The sequence below is a fragment of the Nonomuraea sp. NPDC005650 genome (genome assembly GCF_040605375.1).
GTDB lineage: Bacteria > Actinomycetota > Actinomycetes > Streptosporangiales > Streptosporangiaceae > Nonomuraea.
Map to the genome: position 1 here is coordinate 78,329 of NZ_JBEXCR010000008.1, position 25,604 is coordinate 103,932.

The 25,604-nt window shown below is 72.8% G+C and carries 22 protein-coding genes; 9 read left to right on the forward strand and 13 right to left on the reverse strand.

The features are described 5' to 3' along the window. Nucleotides 1–10: 10 nt before the first annotated feature. Both ABZS69_RS15600 and ABZS69_RS15605 read right to left on the reverse strand, forming a co-directional pair. Complete coding sequence (locus ABZS69_RS15600; protein ID WP_355371858.1) at nt 11–328, reverse strand: hypothetical protein; 318 nt, start codon at nt 326–328, stop codon at nt 11–13. 44 nt (nt 329–372) lie between these two features. Next, nucleotides 373–1,518 carry an AMP-binding protein gene (locus tag ABZS69_RS15605; RefSeq protein WP_355371861.1) on the reverse strand — a complete coding sequence of 382 codons (1,146 nt, stop codon included), beginning with the start codon at nt 1,516–1,518 and terminating at the stop codon, nt 373–375. Between the two features lie 48 nt (nt 1,519–1,566). Here ABZS69_RS15605 and ABZS69_RS15610 point away from each other — a divergent pair, with 48 nt between their 5' ends. After that, the gene (locus tag ABZS69_RS15610; RefSeq protein WP_355371864.1) at nt 1,567–2,493 is read left to right on the forward strand and encodes an o-succinylbenzoate synthase; all 927 of its coding nucleotides are present in this window, start codon (nt 1,567–1,569) and stop codon (nt 2,491–2,493) included. Continuing rightward, nucleotides 2,490–4,151 carry a 2-succinyl-5-enolpyruvyl-6-hydroxy-3-cyclohexene-1-carboxylic-acid synthase gene (gene menD, locus ABZS69_RS15615; RefSeq protein WP_355371867.1) on the forward strand — a complete coding sequence of 554 codons (1,662 nt, stop codon included), beginning with the start codon at nt 2,490–2,492 and terminating at the stop codon, nt 4,149–4,151. The genes ABZS69_RS15610 and menD overlap by 4 nt, the downstream gene beginning before the upstream one ends. Here menD and ABZS69_RS15620 read toward each other — a convergent pair. Then, entirely contained in the window at nt 4,148–5,041 is an 894-nt protein-coding gene (locus tag ABZS69_RS15620; protein WP_355372508.1) for a 5'-3' exonuclease, read from the reverse strand. The two genes, menD and ABZS69_RS15620, sit on opposite strands and share 4 nt — an antisense overlap. After that, on the reverse strand, nt 5,041–6,279 hold the full coding sequence (locus ABZS69_RS15625) for a SpoIIE family protein phosphatase (RefSeq protein ID WP_355371870.1): 1,239 nt from the start codon (nt 6,277–6,279) through the stop codon (nt 5,041–5,043). The genes ABZS69_RS15620 and ABZS69_RS15625 overlap by 1 nt, the downstream gene beginning before the upstream one ends. A gap of 134 nt (nt 6,280–6,413) precedes the next feature. Between ABZS69_RS15625 and ABZS69_RS15630 the strand changes: the two genes are divergently transcribed. Together ABZS69_RS15630 and ABZS69_RS15635 are read left to right on the forward strand one after the other, a co-directional pair. After that, a complete protein-coding gene (locus ABZS69_RS15630; RefSeq protein ID WP_355371873.1) occupies nt 6,414–7,523 on the forward strand; it encodes a Xaa-Pro peptidase family protein in 1,110 nt (369 codons plus the stop codon). Between the two features lie 6 nt (nt 7,524–7,529). Continuing rightward, entirely contained in the window at nt 7,530–8,279 is a 750-nt protein-coding gene (locus ABZS69_RS15635; protein WP_355371876.1) for a protein phosphatase 2C domain-containing protein, read from the forward strand. Nucleotides 8,280–8,305: 26 nt separating this feature from the next. On the opposite strand, the gene ABZS69_RS15640 is transcribed toward ABZS69_RS15635, so the two are convergent. The 3 genes from ABZS69_RS15640 to ABZS69_RS15650 form a co-directional block, all read right to left on the reverse strand. Next, nucleotides 8,306–8,758, reverse strand: coding sequence for a hypothetical protein (locus ABZS69_RS15640; RefSeq protein ID WP_355371878.1), 453 nt, complete (start codon nt 8,756–8,758; stop codon nt 8,306–8,308). A gap of 5 nt (nt 8,759–8,763) precedes the next feature. Beyond that, nucleotides 8,764–9,345, reverse strand: coding sequence for a sigma-70 family RNA polymerase sigma factor (locus ABZS69_RS15645; protein ID WP_355371881.1), 582 nt, complete (start codon nt 9,343–9,345; stop codon nt 8,764–8,766). A gap of 73 nt (nt 9,346–9,418) precedes the next feature. Further along, nucleotides 9,419–10,756, reverse strand: a complete 1,338-nt coding sequence (locus ABZS69_RS15650; protein WP_355371884.1) for a S8/S53 family peptidase — start codon at nt 10,754–10,756, stop codon at nt 9,419–9,421. Between the two features lie 79 nt (nt 10,757–10,835). Here ABZS69_RS15650 and ABZS69_RS15655 point away from each other — a divergent pair, with 79 nt between their 5' ends. The 4 genes from ABZS69_RS15655 (at nt 10,836) to ABZS69_RS15670 (ending at nt 15,766) form a co-directional block, all read left to right on the forward strand. Beyond that, the gene (locus tag ABZS69_RS15655; RefSeq protein WP_355371887.1) at nt 10,836–13,442 is read left to right on the forward strand and encodes a CHAT domain-containing protein; all 2,607 of its coding nucleotides are present in this window, start codon (nt 10,836–10,838) and stop codon (nt 13,440–13,442) included. A 110-nt stretch (nt 13,443–13,552) separates the two neighbouring features. Beyond that, nucleotides 13,553–14,404, forward strand: a complete 852-nt coding sequence (locus ABZS69_RS15660; protein ID WP_355371890.1) for a terpene synthase family protein — start codon at nt 13,553–13,555, stop codon at nt 14,402–14,404. 273 nt (nt 14,405–14,677) lie between these two features. Continuing rightward, nucleotides 14,678–15,271, forward strand: a complete 594-nt coding sequence (locus ABZS69_RS15665; protein WP_355371893.1) for an ATP/GTP-binding protein — start codon at nt 14,678–14,680, stop codon at nt 15,269–15,271. A 24-nt stretch (nt 15,272–15,295) separates the two neighbouring features. Further along, nucleotides 15,296–15,766: an Lrp/AsnC family transcriptional regulator gene (locus ABZS69_RS15670; RefSeq protein ID WP_355371897.1), complete on the forward strand. Its 471-nt coding sequence runs from the start codon at nt 15,296–15,298 to the stop codon at nt 15,764–15,766. Nucleotides 15,767–15,833: 67 nt separating this feature from the next. Here the strand turns inward: ABZS69_RS15670 and ABZS69_RS15675 are convergent, their stop codons facing one another. The 6 genes from ABZS69_RS15675 to ABZS69_RS15700 form a co-directional block, all read right to left on the reverse strand. Next, nucleotides 15,834–16,820, reverse strand: a complete 987-nt coding sequence (locus tag ABZS69_RS15675) for a BadF/BadG/BcrA/BcrD ATPase family protein (protein ID WP_355371900.1) — start codon at nt 16,818–16,820, stop codon at nt 15,834–15,836. After that, nucleotides 16,817–18,079 carry a 6-phospho-beta-glucosidase gene (locus ABZS69_RS15680; protein ID WP_355371903.1) on the reverse strand — a complete coding sequence of 421 codons (1,263 nt, stop codon included), beginning with the start codon at nt 18,077–18,079 and terminating at the stop codon, nt 16,817–16,819. Before ABZS69_RS15680 ends, ABZS69_RS15675 begins: the two co-directional genes overlap by 4 nt. Further along, nucleotides 18,076–18,969: a carbohydrate ABC transporter permease gene (locus ABZS69_RS15685; RefSeq protein ID WP_355371905.1), complete on the reverse strand. Its 894-nt coding sequence runs from the start codon at nt 18,967–18,969 to the stop codon at nt 18,076–18,078. Before ABZS69_RS15685 ends, ABZS69_RS15680 begins: the two co-directional genes overlap by 4 nt. 67 nt (nt 18,970–19,036) lie before the next feature. Further along, nucleotides 19,037–19,966 carry a sugar ABC transporter permease gene (locus tag ABZS69_RS15690; protein WP_355371907.1) on the reverse strand — a complete coding sequence of 310 codons (930 nt, stop codon included), beginning with the start codon at nt 19,964–19,966 and terminating at the stop codon, nt 19,037–19,039. Nucleotide 19,967: 1 nt separating this feature from the next. Further along, the gene (locus ABZS69_RS15695) at nt 19,968–21,314 is read right to left on the reverse strand and encodes an ABC transporter substrate-binding protein (RefSeq protein WP_355371909.1); all 1,347 of its coding nucleotides are present in this window, start codon (nt 21,312–21,314) and stop codon (nt 19,968–19,970) included. A gap of 25 nt (nt 21,315–21,339) precedes the next feature. After that, nucleotides 21,340–22,536, reverse strand: coding sequence for an ROK family transcriptional regulator (locus ABZS69_RS15700; RefSeq protein WP_355371911.1), 1,197 nt, complete (start codon nt 22,534–22,536; stop codon nt 21,340–21,342). A 327-nt stretch (nt 22,537–22,863) separates the two neighbouring features. Here ABZS69_RS15700 and ABZS69_RS15705 point away from each other — a divergent pair, with 327 nt between their 5' ends. Continuing rightward, complete coding sequence (locus ABZS69_RS15705) at nt 22,864–25,086, forward strand: ATP-binding domain-containing protein (RefSeq protein WP_355371914.1); 2,223 nt, start codon at nt 22,864–22,866, stop codon at nt 25,084–25,086. Nucleotides 25,087–25,604 lie beyond the last annotated feature (518 nt).

Sequence of the window (25,604 nt, forward strand, 5' to 3'; positions counted from 1 at the left end):
CCTGCGGGTCTTATTCCCCGACCTTGATCTCCCCGGCCGAAACCTCGGGCATGGGCATCGGCTGGGCGTCCTGCAGGCGCTGGTCCGTCCAGTAGTCGACGACCGCGTCCGGGTCGGGGTTGACGTCGTGGGACACCACGATGCCGTCATCGCTCGTCGTGGGCGTCGGGGACGACGCCGGCAGCGGCTGCTTCTCCACCACGGCCCGGGTCTCCTTCGCGACCTGATCGAGCTTGCCCGCCGAGGCGGCCGCCGCGACTGAGGCGCCTCCGACGACGATGACGCCGACGACGGCCGCGGATGCCCACATCTTGCGGGTCTGATCCATGAAGGCTCCCTCCCTCTCCCCAACTAAGACGCAGCCGCAACTCGTCAGGTTCCTGCCCGGAGCCGTACCAAATCGGTCTTCCCATTCGGAAGTAGCGGCAGCTGGGACACCAGGCGCAGGCTGCGCGGGGCGGCGTGAGGGGGAAGCCTATCGCGGCAGAACGCCCGCAATTGGCGAAGAGTGAGTGGCGTGTCGGGATTGGCTGGCACCACGATGGCGGTGACCACTTCGCCCCACTCCGCATCGGGCGTGCCGATCACGGCGGCGTCGGCCACCTCAGGATGGGTGCAGAGCACCGTGGTCACGGCGGCGGCCACGACCTTCTCGCCGCCGGTGTTGATCACGTCGTCGGCCCGGCCCAGCACCCGCAGCCGGCCGCCGGCCAGCTCGCCCAGGTCGGAGGTGCGGAACCAGTCGCCGTCGAACGGGTCGGAATCGCCGAAGCGGTAGCCGGAGAACAGCACGGGACCGGCAATCCTGATCAGCCCGTCGTCGCCGATCTTGAGATCTACATTGTAAAGGGGCTGGCCGTCGTAGACGCAGCCGCCGCACGTCTCGCTCATCCCGTACGTCGTCACGATCCGGGCGCCGAGCTCCCGCGCCTGCTCCAGCAGCCCCGGCCGGGGCGCGGCGCCGCCGAGCACGATCGTGCGGAACACCGACAGGTCCGCCCCAAGCTCGACCAGCCGGTGGAGCTGGGTGGGGACGAGGGAGACGTGGTCGGCCCCCGAGCCGAGCACCTCCTGCGGGTCGAACCGGGCGTGGATGATCGGCTCGCTCTCCGACAGCAGGGCGCGTACCAGGACCTGGAGGCCCGAGATGTGGGCGACGGGCAGGCAGCACAGCCAGCGCTCGCCCTTGGAGGCCGCCACGCGGCGCAGGGAGGCGGCGGCCGAGGCGCGCAGGGCGGTGGCCGAGAGCAGCACGCCCTTGGGGACGCCGGTGCTGCCGCTGGTGGCGATCACGACCGCCACGTCGGAGGGGACGCCCTCGCCGTCGCTCCGGAGCGCGCCGTCGACGTGCGTGGGGCGCAGCGCGGCCACGGCGGCCTCGGAGTGGCCCGGGGCCAGGGGGAGCACCGCCGGGCCCGCGCCGGACAGCGCGTCGCGGACCGCCGCGAACAGGCCGGGGCCGGGAGGCTGCACAATGGCATGCAGCGGACGGTCCGGATGCGACGGGTTCCTCCACATGCTCGTAAGGTTAGTGGCGACAGGTCGGACAGTGGCGCAGGGAGGGTCGTGACGCGTTCTCCCGTGGTCTTCCGCATCCCCATGCCCACCCGGTTCCGTGGACAGACCGTCAGGGAAGGCGTGCTGCTGCACGGTCCCGCGGGCTGGGGTGAGTTCTCCCCGTTCCCGGAGTACGGCCCGCGCGAGTGCGCCCGCTGGCTGGCATGCGCCCGCGAGGCGGCCTTCGAGGGGTGGCCGGAGCCGGTGCGCGACAGCGTCCCCGTCAACGCGACCGTGCCCGCCGTGGGGCCCGAGCAGGCCCATGACATCGTCCGGCGCTCGGGCTGCGGCACGGCCAAGGTCAAGGTGGCCGAGCGGGGCCAGACGTTCGACGAGGACGTGGCCCGGGTGGAGGCCGTACGCGACGCGCTCGGGCCGGGCGGCCGGCTGCGGGTCGACGCCAACGGCGCCTGGGACGTGGACGAGGCGGTGCGGCGGCTGAAGCGGCTCGACCGGTTCGACCTGGAATACGCCGAGCAGCCGTGCGCCACGCTGGAGGAGCTGGCGGCGGTGCGGCGGGCGTGCGACGTGCCGATCGCGGCCGACGAGTCCATCCGCAGGGCGGAGGACCCGCTGCGGGTGCGGGCGGCCGAGGCGGCCGACATCGCGGTGGTCAAGGTGCAGCCGCTCGGCGGGGTGCGCGCGGCGCTCAAGGTGGTGGAGGCGTGCGGGCTGCCCGCCGTGGTCTCCAGCGCCGTGGAGACGTCCGTCGGGCTGGCCGCGGGGCTGGCGCTGGCGGCGGCGCTGCCGGCGTTGCCGTACGCGTGCGGGCTGGGCACGATGGCGTTGCTGGCGGGCGACGTGGTGGACGACTCTCTGGTGCCGGTGAACGGAGCTCTGACGGTACGCCGCCCCTCGGTGGATTTTAGGCTTTTGTCGGATTTTGAGATTGAATCTCCCCAGTGGCTTCGCCGGATGCAGGAGGCGTCACTTTGAACCCCGCTACCGCGCTGGCCACGGTGCTGGTCGACGAGCTGGTGCGCTGCGGCCTCACCGACGTGGTGGTGGCCCCCGGCTCGCGCTCCGCCCCGCTGGCGCTGGCCCTGCACGCCGAGTCGCGGGTGCGCCTGCACGTGCGCATCGACGAGCGGTCGGCGTCGTACCTGGCGCTGGGGCTGGCCAAGCGCGGCGAGCGGCCGGTGGCGCTGATCTGCTCGTCCGGCACGGCCGTGGCGAACTTCCACCCCGCGGTGATCGAGGCGAGCGAGTCGGGCGTGCCGCTGCTGCTGCTGACCGCCGACCGGCCGCCCGAGCTGCGCGGCACGGGCGCCAACCAGACGATCGACCAGATCAAGCTGTTCGGCTCGGCGACCCGCTGGTTCGCCGAGGTGGGGGTGCCGGAGGACCGGCCCGGCCAGGTGGCCTACTGGCGCTCGCTGGCCTGCCGCGCCTACCAGCGCGCCTCGGGCCCGTCCGACCCGGGGCCCGTCCACCTCAACCTGGCCTTCAGGGAGCCGCTCATCCCCGACGGCGACCCCTCCTGGTCCGAGCCGCTCGACGGCGGCGCGAACGGCCCGTGGGTGCGGGCCAGGGTCGCGCCCCCGCCGGTCGCCCTGCACATCGCGCCGACCAGGCGCGGCGTGCTGGTGGTCGGCGACGGCGCGGCCAACGTGCGCCGATATGTGGCGGCGGCCGGCATGGCGGGCTGGCCGGTGCTGTCGGAGCCGAACGGCGGCGGCCGCTACGGCGACCACGCGATCTCCACCTACCACTACCTGCTCGGCATGCCGGAGTTCGCCGACGCGCACCAGCCCGACGTGGTCGTGACGCTGGGGCGGCCGGGGCTGTCGAGGCCGCTGCTGTCGTGGCTGAAGCGGGCAGGGGAGCACATCGTGGTGGCCCCCGACCTGGGCCGCTGGCCCGACCCGACCCGTTCGGCCACGCAGGTGGCGCAGGCCGTGGAGATCCCGGTGGCGGCCGGCGACGACTCGTGGCTGCATGCCTGGCGGCAGGCGGACGCGGTGGCCAGGTCGGCCACGGACGCGGTGCTGGACGCGTCGGGCACGAGCGAGCCGCGCCTGGCCAGAGACCTGGTCGACTCGCTGCCCAACGGCGCGCTGCTGTTCTGCGGCTCCTCGATGCCGATCCGCGACCTGGACCAGTCGATGCGGCCCCGGCGCGGCATCAGGCTGATGGCCAGCAGGGGCGCCTCCGGCATCGACGGCGTGGTGTCCGCGGCGATGGGGGCGGCGCTGGCGCACAACGGCCCCTCCTACGCGCTGATCGGCGACCTGTCGTTCCTGCACGACCAGAACGGGCTGATCCTCGGGCCCCGCGAGCCCCGGCCCGACCTGTGCTTCGTGGTCGTCAACAACGACGGGGGCGGCATCTTCTCGCTGCTGCCCCAGGCGGCGGTGCGCGACCCGTTCGAGCGGGTGTTCGGCACGCCGCACGGGGTGGACCTCGCGTACGTGGCGGCGGCCACGCGGACCCCGTACACGCTGGTGGAGGACATCTCCGACCTGCCCAAGGCGCTGCGCGGCGAGGGGCCGCGCGTGGTGGAGGTGCGCACCGACCGCGAGGAGAACGTGATCGTGCACGCCCGCCTGCGCGAGGCCGCGCAGGAGGCCGTCCGTTCCTACCTCGAAGGCTAGCCGCCCAGCACGTCGAGCAGCCGGTTGAGCGGGCCGTCGAGGCCGTGGCGGTCGGCGAGGGCCACGAGGGCCTCGGGGTCGCGCGGCTTGGCGGGCAGGGTGAGGTCGGCGTCGGGCAGCGGTGCGTCGGAGGCCACCTCGACGACGGCCGGGGCGGCGCGCAGATAGTCGCGGGCGGCGCCCAGCTTGGTGCGGCTGCCCGCGGGGAAGCCGTCGGTGACGCCCGCGTCGAGGGCCTGGAGCAGGGCGTCGAGCGAGCCGAAGCGGGTGATGAGGGCGGCGGCGGTCTTCTCGCCGACGCCGGCCACGCCGGGCAGGCCGTCGCTGGGGTCGCCGCGCAGGGTCGCGAAGTCGGCGTAGGAGCGCCCGGGGATGCCGTACTTGGCGGTGACGAACGCCTCGTCCACGATCTGCAGGTTGCGGATGCCGCGGGCGGTGTAGAGGACGCGTACGGGGCGGGCGTCGTCGACGAGCTGGAACAGGTCGCGGTCGCCGGTCACGATGTCCACGGCGCCCGGGGCCCGGTGGGTGAGGGTGCCGATGACGTCGTCGGCCTCGTAGCCGGGCGACTCCAGACGGGCGATGCCGAGCGCGTCGAGCACGTCCTGGATGACGGCGATCTGCGGGACGAGCGTCTCGGGGACTTCCTCGGTGTTGCCGTGGGCGACCCGGTGTGCCTTGTACGTGGGGATCGCCTGGACGCGGAAGGCGGGCCGCCAGTCGGCGTCCATCGTGGCCGCGAGCTCGGTGGGGGAGTGCTGGCGGACGAGAGTGGCGATCATGTCGATGAGGCCGCGCACGGCGTTGACGGGAGAGCCGTCGGGACCCTTGATCGACTCCGGGATGCCGAAGAAGGCGCGGAAGTAGAGCGACGGGGTGTCGAGAAGCATCAGCACGGGTCTATGGTCGCACCCTTGACGAGCGGTTCCTCGCCCTGCTCCGGTATCTGGGCCGGTATGGACGCCGGTATCGACACCGCCAGCAGGCAGGCGTCGTCCTCGGGGTTCGGGCCGCCGATGTCGTCCAGGAGGCGGTCGAGCCCGGCGTCCAGGTCGCGGGTGGGCACGTCGCGGGCGGCGGCCAGGGCCAGGTCGAGGCCGACGTCGATGTCGCGGGTGCGCCGCTCGACCAGCCCGTCGGTGAACAGCAGCAGCAGGTCCCCGGGCAGCAGCCGGGTGGTGGCCAGCTCGTACGGGCGGCCCGAGGCGGCCCCGAGCAGCACGCCGCGGGGCTGGTCGAGCTGCCTGGCGACCCCGTCGCGCACGAGGATGGGCGCCAGGTTGCCCGCCTGCCCCCAGGCGAACACGCGGGTCTCCGGGTCCAGGTGGCCGATGATCGCGGTGGCGGTGGTCTCCTTCAGCTGGTGCATGACCAGGTCGTTGAGCCAGGTGAGCAGCCGGTGGGCGGGCTGGCCGGTCATGGCGAGGCCGACGAGGGCGTGGCGGAGCTGGGCCATGTGGGCGATGGCGGGCAGGCCGTGGCCGGAGACGTCGCCGATGGCCAGCAGCAGCCGGCCGTCGTGCGCGGGCGCGGCCTCGAACCAGTCGCCGCCGAGGCTCGCGGTCTTCTCGGCGGGCACGTAGCGGACCGCGATGGTGGCGTACGGCAGGTCGAGGCAGCCGGGGTGCTCGGGGAGGATGGCCTCGCGCAGGGCGAGCATGACGTGGCGCTCCTCGGCGGCCTGCTCGCGGGCCTCGAGGAGCTGGCGGCGCGACTCCGACATCAGGCGCTCGGCGCGGCGGCGGCCGGTGATGTCCTGGATGACGCCGTGCAGGCCGATGGGGCCGCCGGGGGCCATGAGGGGTTCGAGGACGACGCGCAGGTCGCGCAGCTCGCCGCGGCGGCGGATGCGGAACTCGGCCTGGACCGGCTCGACGCTCTCGACGGCCGACCACAGGAGCCGGTCGAGCGTGCCCATGTCCGCCTTCTCGACATGTTTGGCCAGGTCGGGCAGGGCGATCGGGCCGTCGGCCGGGTTGCGGCCGAAGATCAGGTAGACCTGGTCGGACCAGATCGTCTCGCCGGTGTGCATGTGCCATTCCGCCCAGCCCATGTTGCCGAGCCGCTGTGCGTGCGCCAGCCGTATGGCGAGCATCTCGGCGTCGGCCGCGCCTGCGACGTCGACCATGGTCCCACTTTCAAAGACTGGACAATTGACCCCACAATACGTGATCAACCTTGAACGGAGTGTAGCGGGGGCTTGCCGTGTTGTGAGAGCTTTTCGCGGATTTTAGGCGGCGCGGTCCGAGTAGATTATGGGCTGTGACGTCCTCAGATCTGTATCCCGTGTCCCGTCTCGCCGCCGTCCAGGAGGCCACCGCCAAGGCCGGTCTCGACGCCCTTCTGCTCACGCCCGGCCCCGATTTGCGCTACGTGAGCGGATACGAGGCCAAGCCGCTGGAGCGGCTGACGTGTCTCGTGGTGCCCGCCTCCGGTGAGCCGTACATGATGGTGCCCCGCCTGGAGCTGCCCGCGGCGCAGGCGTCGCCCGCCTCGCGGCTGGGGCTGGAGTTCGTGGCGTGGGACGAGACCGACGACCCGTACGCCATCGCGGCGGCGCGGCTCGGGCAGGTCGAGAAGGTGGGGCTGGCCGACCGGATGTGGGCCATGTCCTCGCTGCGCTTCCGCGAGGTGCTGCCGGGGGCGGAGCAGGTGCTGGCCGGCACCGTGCTGCGGGAGCTGCGCATGCGCAAGTCGGCCGCGGAGGTGGCGGCGCTGCGCGAGGCGGGGGAGGCGATCGACGCGGTGCACCGGCGGGTGCCGGAGTTCCTGCGCGCCGGGCGCACGGAGCGCGAGGTGGGCCGGGACATCGCGGAGGCGATCCTGGCGACGGGCCACGCGACCGTCGACTTCGTCATCGTCGCCTCCGGGCCCAACGGCGCCAGCCCGCACCACGACGTGTCCGACCGGGTGATCCAGGCCGGGGAGCCGGTCGTGGTGGACATCGGCGGGCAGCTGCACAACGGCTACTGCTCCGACTCGACGCGCACGTACAGCGTCGGGGAGCCGCCGGCGGAGTTCGCCGCCTACTACGAGGTGCTGCGCAGGGCGCAGGACGCGGCCTGCGCGGCGGTGCGGCCGGGGGTCTCGTGCGAGTCGATCGACGCGGCCGCCCGCGACATCATCGCCGAGGCCGGCTACGGCGAGCACTTCATCCACCGCACCGGACACGGCATCGGGATCGAGACTCACGAGGAGCCGTACATCGTCTCCGGCAACGGCGAGCCGATGGAGCCCGGCTTCGCCTTCTCCGTGGAGCCCGGCATCTACCTGCCCGGCCGCCACGGGGCGCGGATCGAGGACATCGTGGTCTGCACCGACACGGGCGCCGAGCGGCTCAACAACACCCCGCGCGACCTCGTCATCGTGTAGGAGGCCGTGTTCGCGGAGATCGTCTGCGCCAGCAGGCCGGGGTCCGGGCGGCCCAACGAGGACCTGGTGATCGCGGGGCCGTCGTGGATCGTCGTGCTCGACGGGGCGACGGCCGCCCAGGGAGTCGCCAGTGGGTGCGCGCACGACGTGCCGTGGCTGGTGGGACGGCTCGGGGGCGCGCTGGCGGCGGGCCTGAGCGCCGATCATGACGCGCCGCCGGCGGAGATCCTGGAGGCGGCCATCGAGACGACGATGGCCGCCCACTCCGGCACCTGCGACCTGGACAACCCCGACTCGCCGTCCTCGACGGTGGCCATGGTGCGGTCCAGCCGGAACGGGGTCGAATACCTCGTGCTGGGCGATTCGCCCGTGGTCTTCTCCTTGGAGGGCGGCGGCGTCCGGGTGGAGAGCGACGACCGGCTGGACCGGCTGCCGGGCGGGCGGCCGTACACGGTGGAGCTGGTGCGGCGGATGCGCAACGCGCCCGGCGGGTTCTGGGTGGCGGGCAGCCGCCCGGAGGCGGCCCGGCAGGCGCGGTGCGGCGTCGTGGCGGACGCGCGCGGCGTGGGCGCGCTCACCGACGGGGTGTCGCGGCTCGTCGAGTGGTACGGCTGGAGCTGGCGCGACCTCGTGGCGGCGCTGGACGGGAAGGGCCCCGAGGCGGTGATCGCGGCGGTCAGGGAGCTGGAGCGGCGCCGGCCGCCCGCACACGGGAAACGGCACGACGACGCCACCGCCGCCTGGACCCGGGTCTGAGGTCTCCACGGCCCGCCTGATCACGCTCAGATGAGGATCCAGGTGGTCACCACGGGGCCGCCGTGGCCGGGGCAGACCCGGAGCCGGAGCGGGCCCGGCGCGAGCTCGCCCGTGGTGAAGCGGCCCAGCTCGTCCGCGCGCACCGGCGTGCCGCCGTCCCGCCGCTGCACGACGATCTCGGCGGGCCTGCCGCCCGTCACCCGCCCCACCAGCCGCCTGCCGCTCACCTCCAGCTCCACGACGACCGCCCCGGCGGCGAACGTCAGCAGCCGCGCCCGCCCCCCGCCGCGCACCCGGGTGGCCGACAGCTCCTCCCACGAGTCGAACGTCAGCTCGGCCAGCTCCGCGTCCAGCGACCTGAGCGCGTAGGCCAGCACCGCCTCCTCGAACAGCCCGTCCGGGACCGGGTCGAGCCGCCCGGCCGCCGCCCGCAGCCGTTCCTCCAGCTCCAGGTCACTCTCGTCGATGGCGTCGTCCATGCCGCTCACCCCCGGATGTCGTTCACGCCGCGCCGGTTCATCAGGGCGGCCAGGCGCTTGAGGCACCGCCCCCTGTTGGGGCCGATGCCGCCGACCGGCATGCCCAGCCCGTCCGCGATCTCCTGATAGCTCGGCCGGGGATCGGCGATGAGGAGGCGCAGCAGCTGCCTGCAGCGATCCGGCAGCTCCTCGAACGCGTTCCACAGCTCCCGCTCGCGCTCGGCCCGCTCGCCCGCCTCCTCGGCCTCCAGCAGCAGGAACTCGGGCGAGCGCGCGTCGGCGTCGAGGCCCATCAGCTCCAGGTCGCCGACCGGCAGGGACCTGCCGCTGGTGCGCAGGACCCGCAGCGCCTCGTGCCTGGCGGTGGTGGCCAGCCAGGAGCCGGCCCGCTCGGGCTCCCGGAGCCTGGTCAGGTGCTCGGCGAAGCGGTACCAGGTCGTCTGGCACACGTCCTGGGCGTCGGAGTCGTTCACGAGGTAGCCTCGCGCCACGGCCCACACCAGCCCGCTGTAGCGCTGGTAGAGCTCCTTCCACGCCCCCGCGTCGCCGTCCCCGGCAGCCGCGACCAGGGTTGCGGTGTCGTCCACGGCGGTAGCTCCCTATATCTGGGCGGGAGGCCCAATATATTTCGCATACCGCCGCTGGGCGGGTAACTCGCCATCATCGGAGAAAACCACTCAGATCCGGTACGGCCAGCCGCCCCGCGAGAAGCTGCGCCGCGGCCGCCCGCGCGGACACCTGCTCCTGCGACATCCGGGCCGCGATCATCCCGGCCACGATCGGCGTGGCGAACGACGTGCCGCTCCAGGCCGCCAGGCCGGTGAAAGTGGCCTTGTCGCCGTCCTGCAGCGTGGCCATGCAGGTGCAGCCGGTGTAGTGGGCCGGGTCGGCGAAGCGGCAGGTGGTGCGGTGCGGGTAGCCGTACTGGTAGGGGCCGGAGGTGAAGGCGTTGACCAGGCGCTCGCCCGGCGCGTAGACCGTGACCCAGTCGCCGTGGTTGCTGAAGCAGGCCCGGCCGAGCCCGTCCTCGCGCAGCGCGCCCACCGACAGCACCACGTCGCCGGAGGCGTTGACCGGCTCCGTGGCGAACGCGGCCGGCCAGAACGGCAGCGTCTCGCCGTCGTTGCCCGCCGCGGCCACCAGCAGCGTGCCCGGGTGGGCGGCCAGCTCGTCCACGAAGTCGGCCAGGCCGAGCAGCGCGCTCGCGTCGGCGGTCCTGGTGCCGGCCGACAGGGAGACGATGTCCGGCCAGCCGTGCTCGTCGAGGATCTCCAGCAGGGTCTGGCCCAGCTCGTCCTCAAGGGCGGCGCCCGCGTACGGGAAGGCGTTGTAGACGCGCACGTCGGCGGCGGGCGCCACGCAGCGCAGCACGCCGGCGATGAAGGTGCCGTGGCCCACGTACGGCTTGATGAGGCCGTCGGGGTCGAGCTCGTCGCCGGGCGCGGTGACGTCGCCGTCGACCTGGGGGATGTTCGGGATGCCTGAGCTCTGGGCCAGCCACTGGTGGTCGAGGTAGTCGTGGACGAGCCCGGTGTCGAGGACGGCGACGCTCACCCCCGCCCCCCGGTCGCGGCCGGAGAGCGGCGGGTTGAGCGGCCCGGCGCTCGGGACCGGCTCGTCCCCCGGGCACAGGTTGACGCCCGCGACGGTGACGAAGTGCACGAGGCTCGACGCGATGTCCTCGCCGGCCAGGTGCTCGACGGTCCGGTGCAGGTCCCTGGAGCCGACGCAGAGCCGGCGCATGGAGGTCCGGCCGGCGCTCTTCGCCCCGGTCACGCGGACCGCGTCGGGCCCCGGCTGCAGGCGCTGGACGGCGGCCGCGGCCCGGCCCGCGTCGGCGTCGCGCACCAGGATGTGCCCGTCGAGGTGGGCGAAGCGCGGCTGGACCGCGGATCCCGGCGCGGCCCCCTCGGGACCCGCGACCGCGCGCATGCCGTCCGGCAGCGCCGCGTTGAGTATCTCCAGCTGCTCCCAGAACCGGGTGTCCGATGGGGTCATCCTCTACGTCCTTCCTCGGTGTACGTGTGTATGAGCCATCACCGGGCCGGCTGATACAACAGAGGTCTACGATCGTCCCGTGTCCCGGGAAGATCCGCATGACCTGCTGGCCATGGTCTTCGCGAGACCCCGGGAGGCCCTGGCGGCCGCCAGGGCGCTGCTGGCCGGCGGGAGCGGGCCGTACGAGTCCTCGATCGCCAGGCAGGCGCTCGGGATCCTGCACCGTGAGTTCGGCGACCTCGAGGCGGCCATCGCGGAGCTGCGGCAGGCCGTGCGCCTGGCGCGGCGCTCCGGCTCGGCCGACCGCGAGACCGACGTGCTGGCCACGCTGGGCATCGCGCTGCTGCAGTCCGGGCGTACGCGGGCGGGCCTGTCGGCGCTCGACCAGGCAGCCACGCGGGCGGACGGCACGACGCGGGCGCGGGTGCTGTTCCGACGCGCGGGGGCCCGGTGGATCCTGGGCCGGCACGGGCCCGCGCTCGACGACCTGAAAGACGCGGTGCCCGCGCTGCTGGCGGCCCGCGACACGGTGTGGGCGGCGCGGGCGCTGACCCTGCGCGGGCACGTCCAGCTCGCCCTGGGCGCCGTACAGCCCGCCGACGCGGACTTCCGCACGGCGCAGGACATGCTGGGCCCGACCCGGCAGGAGCACGACTCGGCGGTGGCCGTGCAGAACCGGGGGGTGGCGGCCTTCAGGACCGGTGACCTGCCCGCGGCGCTGGCCCTGCTGGACGAGGCCGAGCAGCGGTTCAGCACGCTCGGCACGCCGATGTTCGACCTGGTCGGCGACCGGTGCGCCGTCCTGCTGGCCGCCGGGCTGGCCAGGGACGCCCTCGAGCACGCCGACGGAGGGCTGCGGCTGCTGGCCCGGCTGCGCGGCCAGGCGACCCGGCGCGCCGAGCTGCTGCTCATCGCCGCCCGCGCCGCCCTCCAGAGCGGCGACCCGGCCACGGCGGGGGAACGGGCGGGGGAGGCCAGGCGGCTGTTCGCCCGTCAGCACCGCGCGTGGTGGTCCGAGCACGCCCGCCTGATCGTGCTCCAGGCCGAACACGCCACCCCGGACGTCCCGGCGCGGCGCGCCTCGCTGGGCGAGGCCCGGCGGCTCGCCGCGCGGCTGGCCGGGCTGGGGTCGCCGGAGGTGTGGCAGGCGCACCTGCTGGCGGGCCGCATCGCGCTCGCCCTGGGCGAACCGGGCGCGGCCGAGCGGCATCTCGCCAGGGCCGCCGGCGTCAGGCACAAGGGGCCCGCCACGTCCCGGGCGGGCGGCTGGCTGGCCGAGGCGCTCAGGGCCGAGGTGGCGGGGGAGCCGCGCCGCCTGCTGCACGCCTGCCGGGCCGGGCTGGCGCTCATCGAGGAGCACCGGCTCACGTTCGGCTCGTCCGAGCTGCACGCGCTGGCCACCGCCCAGGGCGCGGAGCTGGTCACGCTCGCCCAGCGGCACCTGCTGCGCGTCGGCCGGCCCCGCCGGCTGCTGGCCTGGACGGAGCGGTGGCGGGCCACCTCGCTCGCCGTGCCCGCCGTGAGCCCGCCCGAGGACGACGAGCTCCTCGCCCAGCTCGCCGCCCTGCGGCAGGCCGAGCACCTGCTCGCCCAGGCCCGCCAGGAGGGCGCCGCCTCCGCCGCGGCCCTGGAGCGCGACCGGAGCCGCCTGGAGTCCCGCGTGCGGTCAGCCACGCTGCATATCACTGGGCACACCACGGGGCGCACTTACAGCGGGCGCGAGCGCCCGGACGGCGACCGGACCGGACGGCTCCTGGAAGCCCTGGGCGGGGGCCGGCTGGCCGAGCTGGTCGCGGTGGACGGCACGCTGCACGTCCTGCTCTGCGGCGACGGCACCGTGCGCCGCCACACCGCCGGGCCCATGGACCGGGCCGTCGCCGAGGTCGAGTTCGCCCGCTCCCGGTTGCGCCGCCTCGCCTACGAACGCGACCCCGACCAGGGCGAGCTCCACGACCTGGGCGCCCGGCTGGAGGCGGCGGTGCTCGGCCCGGTCGCGGGCCTGCTCGGCGAGCGGCCGCTGGTCGTGGTCCCGCCCAGCACCCTGCACACCACCCCCTGGGGCCTGCTGCCGTCCCTGCGCCGCCGGCCCTTCACCGTCGCCCCCTCCGCGGGGGCGTGGCTGCGCGCCAGGTCCGCGCTGCGCCCCGACGGCGGCCGCGTCGCCCTCGTACGCGGCCCGGGAGTCGCCCACGCCGACCGCGAGGTACGCGAGATCGCCCGCCTGTACGCCGGCGGCGACCACGACGTCTCCGTCCTGGCGGCGGGACGGGCCACCGCGCCCGCGGTGCTGGCGGCCATCGACGGCAGCCTGCTCGCCCACCTGGCCGCGCACGGCACGTTCAGGGCCGACAGCCCGCTGTTCTCCTCCCTCCACCTCGACGACGGCCCTCTGACCGGCTACGACCTCGAACGCCTGCGCCGCGCCCCCCACCACCTCGTCCTGTCCAGCTGCGACTCCGGCCAGATGGCCGCCGTCGGCGCCGACGAGCTGCTGGGCCTGGCCACGGCCCTGCTCCGGCTCGGCACCGCCGGGATCGTGGCCAGCGTGGTCCCCGTGAACGACGAGACCGCCGTGCCCGTCATGCTCGGCCTGCACGACGGCCTGCGCCGCGGGCTCGGGCTGGCCGAGGCGCTGTGCCGGGCCAGGGGCGACGACGTGTCGTTCATCGCCATCGGGGCAGGCTGATCGGCCATTGATCGGAGGCGCGCGATCATGAAACAATTCCCTGACAGATGGATTTCCGCGTAGTGGGGGACGGTTGTCCATGATCCGCGAGCCGATCGAGCGGCCCTAGGGTGCCGGGCGACGAGCTGGACGAGGCGTTCGAGCTCGGCAGGACATGCGCGCTGGCCGCCGAATGCGGCAGGGACCTGCGGCGCTGCGCCCAGATGTACAGCGGGCTGTTCCCCTCGGCCGCCTTCGGCTCCGAGTCCTACACCGCCCTGACCCTCTCCACGGCCTTCAGCGCCCCCTGGGCCGGCGCCGAGCTCCTGAAGGTCGCCAACAGGGCCGCCCTGTGGGTCATGGCCGTGGAGCGCCTCGTGGACCACACCGCGACCACCCGCGGGCAGGTCGACGGGCTGATCCGCGAATGCCTGTCGGTCGCCGACGGCGCCGTGCCCCGTTCGGCGGCGACCCGGTTCCTGGCCGACCTGCGTGACGAGCTGGGCACGGTCAAGGAGTTCGACGACCTGCGGTGGATCTGGCGCGACCAGCTCGCCCTGACGCTGGCGGGCATGGCCAGGGCGTGGGGGTGGCGGGACACGGGGGCCGTCCCGACGCTGGAGAGCTTCCTCGACAACGCCGACAGCCGCGGCTCGTGCTTCGTGGACGTCTCACACTGGATCTACACCGCCGACGACTGGGCCAGGGCCCGCCTGGAGGACCTGCGGGCGGTCAGCGGGAAGGTCCAGCGCTACCTGCACCTGCTCGGCGACGTGGCCTCCTACCGCAAGGACATGAGCTGGGGCGACCTCAATGTCCTGGCGCTCGGCGTCAGCCGCGCCGAGGTGAACGAGGCGATGGCCGCCCTGGCCCGCGAGGCCGCCGGGCTCATCGAGCCGGTACGCGCCGGCAGCCCCCGGACCGCCGTCTACCTGCGAAGACGGATCGGCTTCAACGCGGGTTTCGTCGGCATTTCGGGCTAGGGCGCGGCACGCTAAAGTGCTTGTCGGATTCCCTGACACGCCGGCTTGACATATTGGCCGTTAGATCAGGCAATAAGCGCGCGCCCCGCGACAAACCGTGACATTTTGATTCTTGTAAAAGATTGCGGCTTGAGTGGAAAATGTGGCGTTGCTAGGGTGTCTGGATGCCAGGCATGTGGAGCGACCTTCTCGACGCACCTTGACAGGTACCACTGACCAAGGCACCTCAGGGGCGGGGTTGTGCATGCGCGGGAGATGTACAGGCGGTGCTGGATGGAATTCGGTCGCACTGACCGTTGGCGGCTGCCGACAGCGATCAAGATCTTGATCGCCGGGGGCTTCGGCGTGGGCAAGACCACCATGGTCGGCGCCGTGTCCGAAACCAGGCCATTGCGTACGGAAGAGGCGCTCACTCAGGTAGGCACGCACGTCGACGACCTGTCGGGCGTCGAGCGCAAGCTCACCACGACCGTGGCCATGGACTTCGGCCGCATCACGATAGCCAACGACTACATGCTCTACCTGTTCGGCACGCCCGGCCAGGAGCGGTTCTGGTTCGTGTGGGACGAGCTGGCCATGGGCGCCCTCGGCGCCGTCGTGCTGGCCGACACCCGCCGCCTCGACGACTGCTTCCCGGCCGTCGACTACTTCGAGAAGCGCGAGCAGCCGTTCATCGTGGCGCTCAACTGCTTCGACGGATCGAGGCCGTTCACGGTCGGCGAGGTGCGCTCGGCGATCGGCCTGGAGCAGGACGTCCCCATCGTGCGCTGCGACGCCCGCAAGAAGGACTCCGGCAGGGAAGTGCTGATCACGCTCGTCGAGCACGCGATGCGCATGGGGGCCTCGCCCGTCGGGACCATGTCGTGACCATGACCGGCTAACCTTTTGGCGATGGAGGAGATCGACCGCCGGATCGTCACGCTGCTCGCCCGCGACGGCCGCATGAGCTTCACCGACCTGGCCAGGGAGACCGGGCTCTCGGTCTCGGCGGTGCACCAGCGCGTACGCCGCCTGGAAAAGCGCGGGGTCGTGCGCGGATACGCCGCGATCATCGACCATGAGGCGGTGGGGCTGCCGCTGACCGCGTTCGTGTCGATCAAGCCGATCGACCCGGCCGCGCCCGACGACGCCCCCGAGCGGCTGGCCCACCTGACGGCCATCGAGGCGTGCCACAGCGTGGCGGGCGACGAGAGCTACATCCTCAAGGTCCGCGTCGCCTCGCCGACGGCCCTGGAGGACCTGCTGCAGCAGATCCGCGCCTCGGCCAACGTCTCGACCCGCACCACGGTCGTGCTCAGCACCCCGTACGAGCACCGCGCCCCCGAGGTGGCCGAGGAGTCCCCCGCCACCTCCGACACCTGACCCCGCCCGCCGTGACGCCTCGCGCCGTGACACCGTCGTGCCAGGGCGCGGGCCGCCGGGGCGGGGCTCAGCCCGTGCCGGGCGGCTCGTAGCGGGCGCGCAGGCGGGTCTTGGCGGCCTCCGCCGCGCCCAGGTGCTCCAGCCCGAGCAGGGCCGCGCCCACGATCGGGGGCAGGTCGGCCAGCACCGGCTTGGCCCGCGGCGTCCGCACCGCGAAGGAGGAGTCCAGCAGCGAGGTCAGCAGCGGGTCGCGGGCCGTCAGCAGGCCCCCGCCCAGCACCACCTCCGTCGGCGTCTCCAGCAGGCCCAGGCGGCGCAGGCACACCTCCGCCATCACCGTCACCTCCTCGGCCTGCCGCTCCACCAGCGACCTGGCCACCGCGTCCCCGCCCGCGGCCGCGGCCAGCACGCCCGGCGACAGCTCGTGCAGGCGTTCCTCGCTCAGGCGGCCGAAGTGCATCCCCAGCACGAACTCCTCGACCGTCGCCGTGCCGAAATAGGACGTGATCAGCCCGGTCAGCGCGGTCGGCACGCCGCGCCCGTCCTCGGCGCGGACCGCGTGCCACAGCGCCTCCTCCGCCAGGCCCTGGCCGCCGCCCCAGTCGCCGCTGATCCGCCCGAGGGCGGGGAAGCGGGCCACCTCGCCGGTGGGGGAGACGCCGACCGCGTTGATGCCGGCCCCGCACACGACCGCCACCCCCCACGAGGCGGACGCCCCGGCCCGCAGCAGCGCGAACGTGTCGTTGCGCACCACCACGTCCGCGCCGAACCCCCTGGCCGCGAACTCCCGCGCCAGCGCCTCCTCCTCGACGGGCAGGTCCGCCCCCGCCAGGCACGCCGACACGTGGTCGAACCCGCCCTCCGGCACCTGGCCAGGCCCCAGAGTGGTCAGCGCGTGCCGCACCACGTCCACCGCCGCCGCGACCCCGTCGCGCTGCGGCACGAACGCCCCCGAGCGCCCCGTGGCCAGCACCTCGCCGTGCTCCGAGACCACCGCCACGTCGGTCTTGCTGTTGCCGCCGTCGACCGCCAGCACGAGCCGCGGGCGCGTCACCGGCCCACCGTCCACGGCAGGTGCGCGCGGTTCGCCTCGAGAAGCAGACCCGTCAGCTCCTCGGCGATCTCGTCCTGCCCGACCAGCGGATGGGCGAGCAGGGCGTCCCGCACCCGGTCCGCGCCGCCGTGCAGCGCCGCCTCCAGGGCGAGGCTCTCGTACGCGGACACGTGCGCGATCAGCCCGGCGTACAGCGGCTCGACCGGTGGCACCGGCAGCGGCACCGCGCCCCCGGCGCCGACGGTCGCGGGCACCTCGATCACCGCCGCGTCGTCGAGGAACGGCAGCGTGCCGCCGTTGCGAACGTTCACAATCTGGACGTCGCCCCGGTCCCCGAGCAGCGACGCGATCAGCGCCACCGCCGCCTCCGAGTAGAAGGCCCCGCCGCGCTCCGACAGCAGCTCCGGCTTGGTCACCACGGCCGGGTCGGCGTACATCTCCAGCAGCCGCCGCTCCAGCGCCGCGACCTCGGCCGCCCGCGACGGCTTGGCGCGCTGCTCGCGCACCACGGCGTCGTGCGCGTAGAAGTAGCGCAGGTAGTAGGAGGGCACCGAGCGCAGCCGCTCCAGCAGCCCGAGCCGCAGCCCGAGGCTGTCGGCGATCTCCTGCCCCCGCGAGCGCAGGATCGACGGCAGGACGTCCTCGCCGTCCAGGTAGACGGCCCGCTCCCAGGTCAGGTGGTTCAGCCCGACGTGGCCGAGCGAGATCCGCGAGGGCTCCACCCCCAGCCAGGCGGCGAAGTTGCGCTGGAAGCCGATCGCCACGTTGCACAGCCCGATCGCCCGGTGCCCGGCGTCCAGCAGCGCGCGGGTGACGATGCCGACGGGGTTGGTGAAGTCCACGATCCACGCCTGCGGCGCGAGGGCGCGCACCACCGAGGCGATCTCCAGCACGACCGGCACCGTGCGCAGCGCCTTGGCCAGCCCGCCCGCGCCCGTCGTCTCCTGCCCCACGCACCCGCAGCGCAACGGCAGCGTCTCGTCCACCTCCCGCGCGGCCTGCCCGCCCACCCTGAGCTGGAACAGCACCACCTGCGCCCCCGCGACCCCCTCCTCGACCGAGGAGGTGGCCAGCACGCGCGCGGGGTGCCCGGCGTGCGCCAGCATCCGCCGCGACACGCCCGCCACCAGCTCCAGACGTGCGGCGTCGGGATCTATGAGGGCGATCTCCGTCACCGGCAGCTCGTCGCGCAACCGCGCGAAGCCGTCGACCAGCTCAGGCGTGTACGTCGAGCCGCCCCCGACCACGGCCAGTTTCAACCCTTCACTCCCGTCAAAGTAACGCCCTCGATGAACACTCGCTGGGCGAAGAAGAACACGATGATCACCGGTGCGGTCACCAGCAGCGTGGCGGCCATGGTGAGGTTCCACTGCACGCTGTGGAACGCCTTGAACGTGGCCAGGCCGAGCGACAGCGTCAGATGGTCCTGTTCGACGCCGGCGTACAGCAGCGGCCCGTAGTAGTCGTTCCAGCAGTAGAAGAACTGGAACAGGGCGACCGCGGCGATGGCCGGGCGGGCCATCGGCAGGATCACCCTGACGAGGGTCGTGAAGTCCGAGCACCCGTCCACCCTGGCCGCGTCGGTGTAGTCGCGCGGGATCGTGACCAGGAACTGCCGCAGCAGGAAGATCGAGAACGCGTCCCCGAACAACATCGGCAGGATCAGCGGCCACAGGCTGTCCGTCAGCCCCAGCCGGGCCCACACCAGGTAGATCGGCACCGCGATGACCTGCGGCGGCAGCATCATCGCGGTGATCACCAGCAGGAACGCCAGCCGCCGCCCGGGAAAGCGGAACTTGGCCAGCGCGTACGCCACCGGGACCGACGACACCACGGTGAAGACGGTCCCGAGCACCGCGTACATGAGCGTGTTGGCCAGCCACCGCAGCAGCATCGACTTCTCGAACACCACGGCGAAGTTGTCCCAGTTCCAGCTGTGCGGCCACAGGTCGCTGGTCAGCGCCTGCTGATCGCTCATCAGCGCGGTCAGCCCGATGAACACCACCGGCGCCAGGAACATCAGCGCCAGCGCGATGGCCAGGGCGTGCGTGGCGATCCACACCAGGATCCGCCGCCTGCGGGCCCGGACGCCGTCGCGGCGGGCGTGCGCGGCCACCGGGCGGGGCGGCGCCGTGACAGTGACGCTCATGCGCCCTCCTCCGTCGGTCGCATGAGCGCCAGACGACTGTGTTTGATCGGTCGCTCGCTCCGCTCGCTCATGCCGCCTCCTCGGTCCTGCGGAACTGCCGCAGCAGGATCAGCGTGAAGATCATCGAGGTGCCGAACAGGAGCAGCGCGAGCACGCACGCGTACCCCATGGAGAAGTCGCGGAAGCCGACCTGGAAGAGCCACTGCGGCAGCGTCAGCAGCGACTCGTCCGGGTAACCGGGCGAGAACGAGCTGCCCGGCGAGTCGGTCTCGCCCGAGGCCACCCGGGAGGCGATCATCGCCTGCGTGAAGTACTGCAGGGCATAGATGACGTTCGTGACCAGGGAGAACATCAGCACGGGCGCGATCGCGGGCAGCGTCACGCTGCGGAACTGCCGCCACGGGCCCGCCCCGTCGATGGCGGCGGCCTCGTACAGATGCCTGGGCACGTCCAGCAGCGCCGCCATGAAGATCACGACGAGCTGGCCGCAGCTCCACAGCGACAGCAGCGTCAGGCTCGGCTTCGACCAGGCCGGGTCGCCGAACCAGTCGGGCCCCTGGATGCCGAACAGGGCCAGGAACTGGTTCCACGGCCCGGTGGCCGGGTTCATCAGGAAGACGAACGTGATCGTGCCGGCCGCCAGCGGCACCAGCGACGGCAGGTAGAAGATCGTGCGGAACAGCCCGACGCCGGCCTTGAGCCGCACCACGAGCTGCGCCAGCGCCAGCGAGCACAGCACGGTCGCCGGCACCATGATGACCACCAGCCACAGCGTGTTCTTCGCCGAGGTCAGCACCCTGGGGTCCTGGAACAGGTAGCGGTAGTTGTCCAGGCCGGCGAACTCGAGGGTGTACATGTCGTAGCGGTGGAAGGAGAAGTACACCGTGGACAGCAGCGGATAGACGAAGAAGATCGACAACCCGGCGATCCAGGGCGACAGCCACACGAGGGCCCGCAGGCCCTCGCGGCGCCGCCACACCTCAGCGAGCGCGGTCACCTCAGCCCCCGGACAGCTTCAGCTTGTCGTCGATCTGCTTGTCCACGCCCTTCAGGCCGGCGTCCACGTCGGGTACGGAACCCTTCTCCCACTTGGTCATGAACGTGCCCATGACCTCCTGGTTGAAGACGCTGTTCACGCTGGCGGGGATCGTCGAGGTCTTCGGATGGGCGAAGATGTTCAGAAATGTCGTGAAATTGGCGTCCTTGGCCAGGTCGGGGGAGTCCATCGCCGCCTTCGTCGTGGGCACGTTGCGCAGCGCGTTCGACAGCGTCACCAGCGAGGTGGTGTCGGTCGTCAGGTGCTTGACCAGCTCCCACGCCTGCTGCGGGTGCTTGGCGCCCTTCGGCACGCCGATCACGGTGCCCGCGGTGAAGCCGCTGCCGTACAGGTCGGGGCGGTCGTCGGCGACGGGCAGGGGAGCGGTGCCGTAGTCGAGGTCCTTCGCCTCGTTGGCGATCATGGCGTTGCGCCACTCGCCGTCCAGGACCATGGCCACCTTGCCCTGGTAGAACGGGTGCTTGGCGCTCCACTCGTCGCCCAGGCTCTTGCGGAACTTCTCCAGGTTGGCGTAGCCGTACCAGTCGACGAGCTCCTTCTGCCAGGTCAGCAGCCGCTTCCAGGCCGGATCCGAGCCGATGGCCGAGGTGCCGTCGTCGTTGTACCACTTGGCGCCCACCATGGGGGCCAGGTGGGTGGGGCTGTTCTCGTAGTACTGGACGCTCGGGATGAACCCCGCCACCTTGATCGTCCCGTCGGGGTCGCGCACGGTGAGCTTCTTGGCCAGCGCCGTGAGCTCGCTCAGCGTCTTGGGCGGCTGCTCGCCCTTCATCAGCTTCTTGTTGAAGTAGAGCCCGTACGCGTCCGCCAGCAGCGGCAGCGTGCACTGCTTGCCCTCGAAGCCCGAGTACGAGCGCGCCACCTCGGGCAGCACCGACAGGTCGATGCCGTCCTGCTTGATCACCGGCGCGAGATCCTGGAACGATCCCGACCTGCACCATTGGGCCACGCTGTCGGTGGTGAACGAGGCCGCCACGTCGGGCGCGTTCCCGCCCCGGATGGCCTGGGTGATCTGGTCGTCCTGCACGTTCTTGACGGCCTTGACGGTGATCTGCGGGAACTTCTTGTTGAAGCCCGCGATGGCCTCCTCGAACGCCTTGACCTCGGCGTCCGTGGAGAACCCGTGCCACAGCTCCAGCGTGGCCGCGGGAAGCGCCTGCGAGGCGGAGCCTGACGGTCTGGGCTGGGCGCCCAGCGAGGGCCCTGCCTGTTTGTTGGCTGTGCACCCGGTCAGAGTGCTTGCGGTCAGCGCGAGAGCCGCGGCGACCGCCAAGGGGACGAAGCGCACGGGGGGTGCCTCCTGCCGTGGTGGATCAGGTTGGAACGGTTGAGCTGAAGACCTCTTCGCGTACGGTGTCCAGGGCCAGGTGGAGGGCGCCGGCGAGGACGGGGTTGCCCTCGACGCTCGACAGCCGGACCCGGGGCTGCGGGATGGTGAGCGCGTGCAGCTCGTGCTCGACGAGCTCGCGCAGGGTTTCGCCGCCCGACAGCACGACGCCGCCGGTCAGCACGATCAGCCCGGGGTCCACGACGGACGTGATCGCGGCCAGGCCCACCGCCAGGCGGGCGGCGATGTCGCGCAGCCCGGCCCTGGCGTCGTCGGCCTTCTGGCCGTTCCCCCCGGCCGCCCGCACGGCGTTGGCGACGGCGTGCTGGAAGTCGGCGCCGCGCACGCCGTACGAGCGCAGCAGCTTCAGCACCGCCGGGCCGCCGGTGAGCGCCTGGTAGCCGTGGTTGGCGTAGCGGCCGGCCTCGCGGGCCGTCTGCGCGCCCGGGGTCGGCATGTAGCCCACCTCGCCCGCGCCGCCCGTGGCGCCCCTGTGCATCCGGCCGCCCAGCACGATGGCCGAGCCGATGCCCTCGTCGGCCCACAGCAGCACGAAGTCCTGATGGCCCTGGGCCGCCCCGTGCGCCTGCTCGGCCACCGCGACCAGGTTGACGTTGTTCTCCACGTCCACCGGCACGCCCAGGCCGGCGCCGAGCGTGGGCACCAGGTCGGGGATCTGCCAGCCGGGCACGTCCTTGGCGGCCGCGTACCCGAGCAGGCCGGTGGAGGGGTCGATCGCGGCCTGCACGCCGATCACGACCCGGCGCAGCTTGTCGGGCGGGCTCGCGCCCTCCAGGGCCGCGTTGAGGCGGTCCACCAGCTCGCCGTGCGGCCGGCGCGGGGTCGGCAGCGTGTGCTCGCCGACGATCGCGCCGGTGATGTCGGCCACCTTGGCCTCGATGCGGTCGGGCGTGACGTCGAGCGCGGCCACGTACGCCGCCGCCGGGTTGATGCGGTAGACCTCCGCCGTACGCCCCGGCAGGCCCTCCCTGATGCCGTCGAGCACCACCAGCCCGGCCTCCTGCAACCGGGCCAGGAGCTGGGACGCCGTCGGCTTGGACAGCCCGGTGAGCGTGCCGATCTCGGGGCGGGTCAGCGGACCGCGTTCGAGAAGTGCCTGCAGTGCGGCGCGATCATTGATGGCGCGTAGCAGACTGGGGGTCCCCGGCACCGGACCACTCACGGATGGACTCCTTGCGAGTTAGGAAACTTTCCTAACTCAGAACGTAGGGAGTCCGGCTCCGCGGGTCAAGAGGCGGGTCCAGGTGAAACCAAGACGTAACAAGGAAAGGGCTCAAGAGGGAAAGACAGGTGGGAGTGCCTCAACAGGCGTGCTAATGTCGTCGTTTGTCGTAACAACAAGCAGAATGGCCCGGAGTGTCCCATTAACCACAATAACGGTCAGGCGGCAAGTCGTCAAACAGAGCTCGCCCGGGAGCAGGCGTACGTCACCCGACTCTACGACCGCCTCGACGAGCTGCGCGAGCGTACCCAGCGCCAGCTCAAGGAGGTGCTGGCCACGGGGGCCGTCGGCACGATGCAGAACCGGTCGGAGCGCGACACGTTCGCCGACATGTACGCCTCCAGGCTCGCCCGGCTGTGGGCGGTCGAGCGCGGCCTGATTTTCGGTCGCCTCGATCACGTCGACGAGGGCCGGCTGTACATCGGTAAGCTCGGCATGACCGACGACGAGCAGCTGCGCCTGCTCATCGACTGGCGCGCGCCGGTCGCGCAGCCGTTCTACCGCGCCACCCCGGCCGCTCCGATGGGCCTGACCAGGCGCCGCCACCTGCAGACCAAGGGCCGCGCCGTGATCGGCGTGGACGACGACCTGCTCGACCTCGACTCGCTCACCGACGACGACCGCGCCACGCTCAACGGCGAGGCGGCCCTGCTGGCCGCGCTCGACGAGCGGCGCACGGGCCGCATGCGCGACATCGTGGCCACCATCCAGGGCGAGCAGGACCGCGTCATCCGCAGCGACCTGAACGGCGTGCTGGTCGTCCAGGGCGGGCCCGGCACCGGCAAGACCGTCGTCGCGCTGCACCGCGCCGCGTACCTGCTCTACACCCACCGCGAACGGCTCGAGCGCCGCGGCGTGCTCATCCTCGGGCCCAACCTCACCTTCCTGCGCTACATCGAGCAGGTCCTGCCCTCGCTCGGCGAGACCGACGTGCTGCTGTCCACGGTCGGGGAGCTTTACCCGGGCTTGACCGCCACCGCCAGGGAGCGGCCCGAGGTGGCCGCCCTCAAGGGCGACGCGCGCATGGCCGAGGTGATCGCCAAGGCCGTACGCGACCGGCAGCGGGTGCCGCGCAAACCCGTCGAGCTGACCATCGGGCGCATCACGCTCACCATCGACCGCTCCATGCTCGACGGCGCCAGGAACAAGGCCACCCGCTCGCGCCGCCCGCACAACCAGGCGCGCGCCGTGTTCGTCCGGTCGCTGCTGAACGCCCTGGCCAGGCAGCAGGCCCGCAAGATCGGCAAGGGGCTCATCGACGACGACGAGCTGGCCGACCTGCGCGAGGAGCTGCGTACCGAGCCGGTGGTCAAGTCCGCGCTCAACCGGCTCTGGCCGTACCTGACGCCGCAGCGGCTGCTGCTCGGCCTGTACGGCTCCCCGGAGCGCCTCGGCTACGCCGCCTCCGAGCTGAGCCCCGAGGAGCGCGCCCTGCTGCGGCGCGACGGCGGGGAGTGGACCGAGTCGGACGTGCCGCTGCTGGACGAGGCCGCCGAGCTGCTCGGCGAGATCGACGAGCAGGTGCTGCGCGCCAGCGCGATGCAGGCCGAGGAGGAGCTGGCCGCCGCCAGGCAGGCCGAGGAGCGCGAGCGCGAGGCCGAGCTCGCCTACGCCCGCGAGGTCCTGGAGCTGACCGGGCTGTCCGACGTCATGGAGGCCGAGCGGCTGGCCGAGCGGCAGCGGGGCGGGGGCCCGTACCTCACCACCGCCGAGCGCGCCGCGGCCGACCGCACCTGGGCCTACGGGCACGTGATCGTGGACGAGGCGCAGGAGCTGTCGCCCATGGCGTGGCGGGTGGTCATGCGGCGGTGCCCGACGCGGTCGATGACGATCGTCGGGGACATCGCGCAGACCGGGTCGGCGGCCGGGGCGCGGTCGTGGGAGGAGGTCCTCGACCCGTACGTGGCCGGGCGGTGGCGCCAGGAGAGGCTGACCGTCAACTACCGCACTCCGGTGGAGCTGATGGCGGTGGCCGCTCGGGTGCTCGCCACCATCGACCCCGCCCTGCGGGCGCCCACGTCCGTGCGCGAGCTCGGCGTGGAGCCGTGGTCGGCGCCGCTGCCGGCGCTGGCGGAGCTGGCCAAGGCCGAGGTGGGGGAGGGCGGCAAGGTCGCCGTGGTGGTGCCGGACGCGCTGCTGGAGCCGCTGGGCGCGGAGGTGGCCGCCACGGTGGCGGGCGCGGTGGTGGTGATGCCGGGCTCCGGCCGCGCGGGGAACCCGGGCTCCGGCACGGGCCGGCCCGGGGCGGCGGCGGCGCTTGACGCGCCGGTGGCCGTCATGGGGGTGGCCGACGCGAAGGGGCTGGAGTTCGACTCGGTGATCGTGGCCGAGCCCGACCTCATCGCCGCCCAGTCGCCACGGGGCCCGAGTGACCTGTATGTTGCTCTCACCCGGGCCACGCAACGGCTCGGTGTGGTGCACGAGCGGCCGCTGTCGCAGGCTCTGAGGGGCCTGCCGAGCCGCTCCCCGGCGTCCGCAAGTGACCTTTGACCGGCTTACGCACCATGTCCTACCTGCGAAAACTTGATGTTTCTGCTGATCGGGACACGGTTGACATCTGAGGTGGAGTCGGTAGTTTGCTGCGCAGTCCAGCACGGGACTTGGCCGGTTGGCCGTCTCTGACATCGTCGGATCCTGCGTCCGTGACGGAGCGTGACTCCGTCCACACAGCCAGGTGCAGGGCCGTCGGTCCGTCGAGTCGGGGCACCCCAACCGGGCGGGGGGTTGGACCCGGGACGGGTCCGGGAGCCCAGTAGACAACGGAATTCCGAGCTCGCCGCCGACGAGACGGGTCCGGTCCGAAGGGTTTCCGGGCCCTCTTCCCGCTCCCGTGCGCAGGACCGACATGTGCGCCGGGTGGTCCCGTAGGTCGCGGGATCACCCTGCCGCTCCCGCGCGTGAATCGCCGGTTCTTCCGATCTTCTGGTGCTGCGCTGGCTTCGGGCGCCCCTGCGGGGCGGTAGCGTTTTCGCAAGCAGGCGTGCGATTCGGCGGAGGAGACCCCGGAG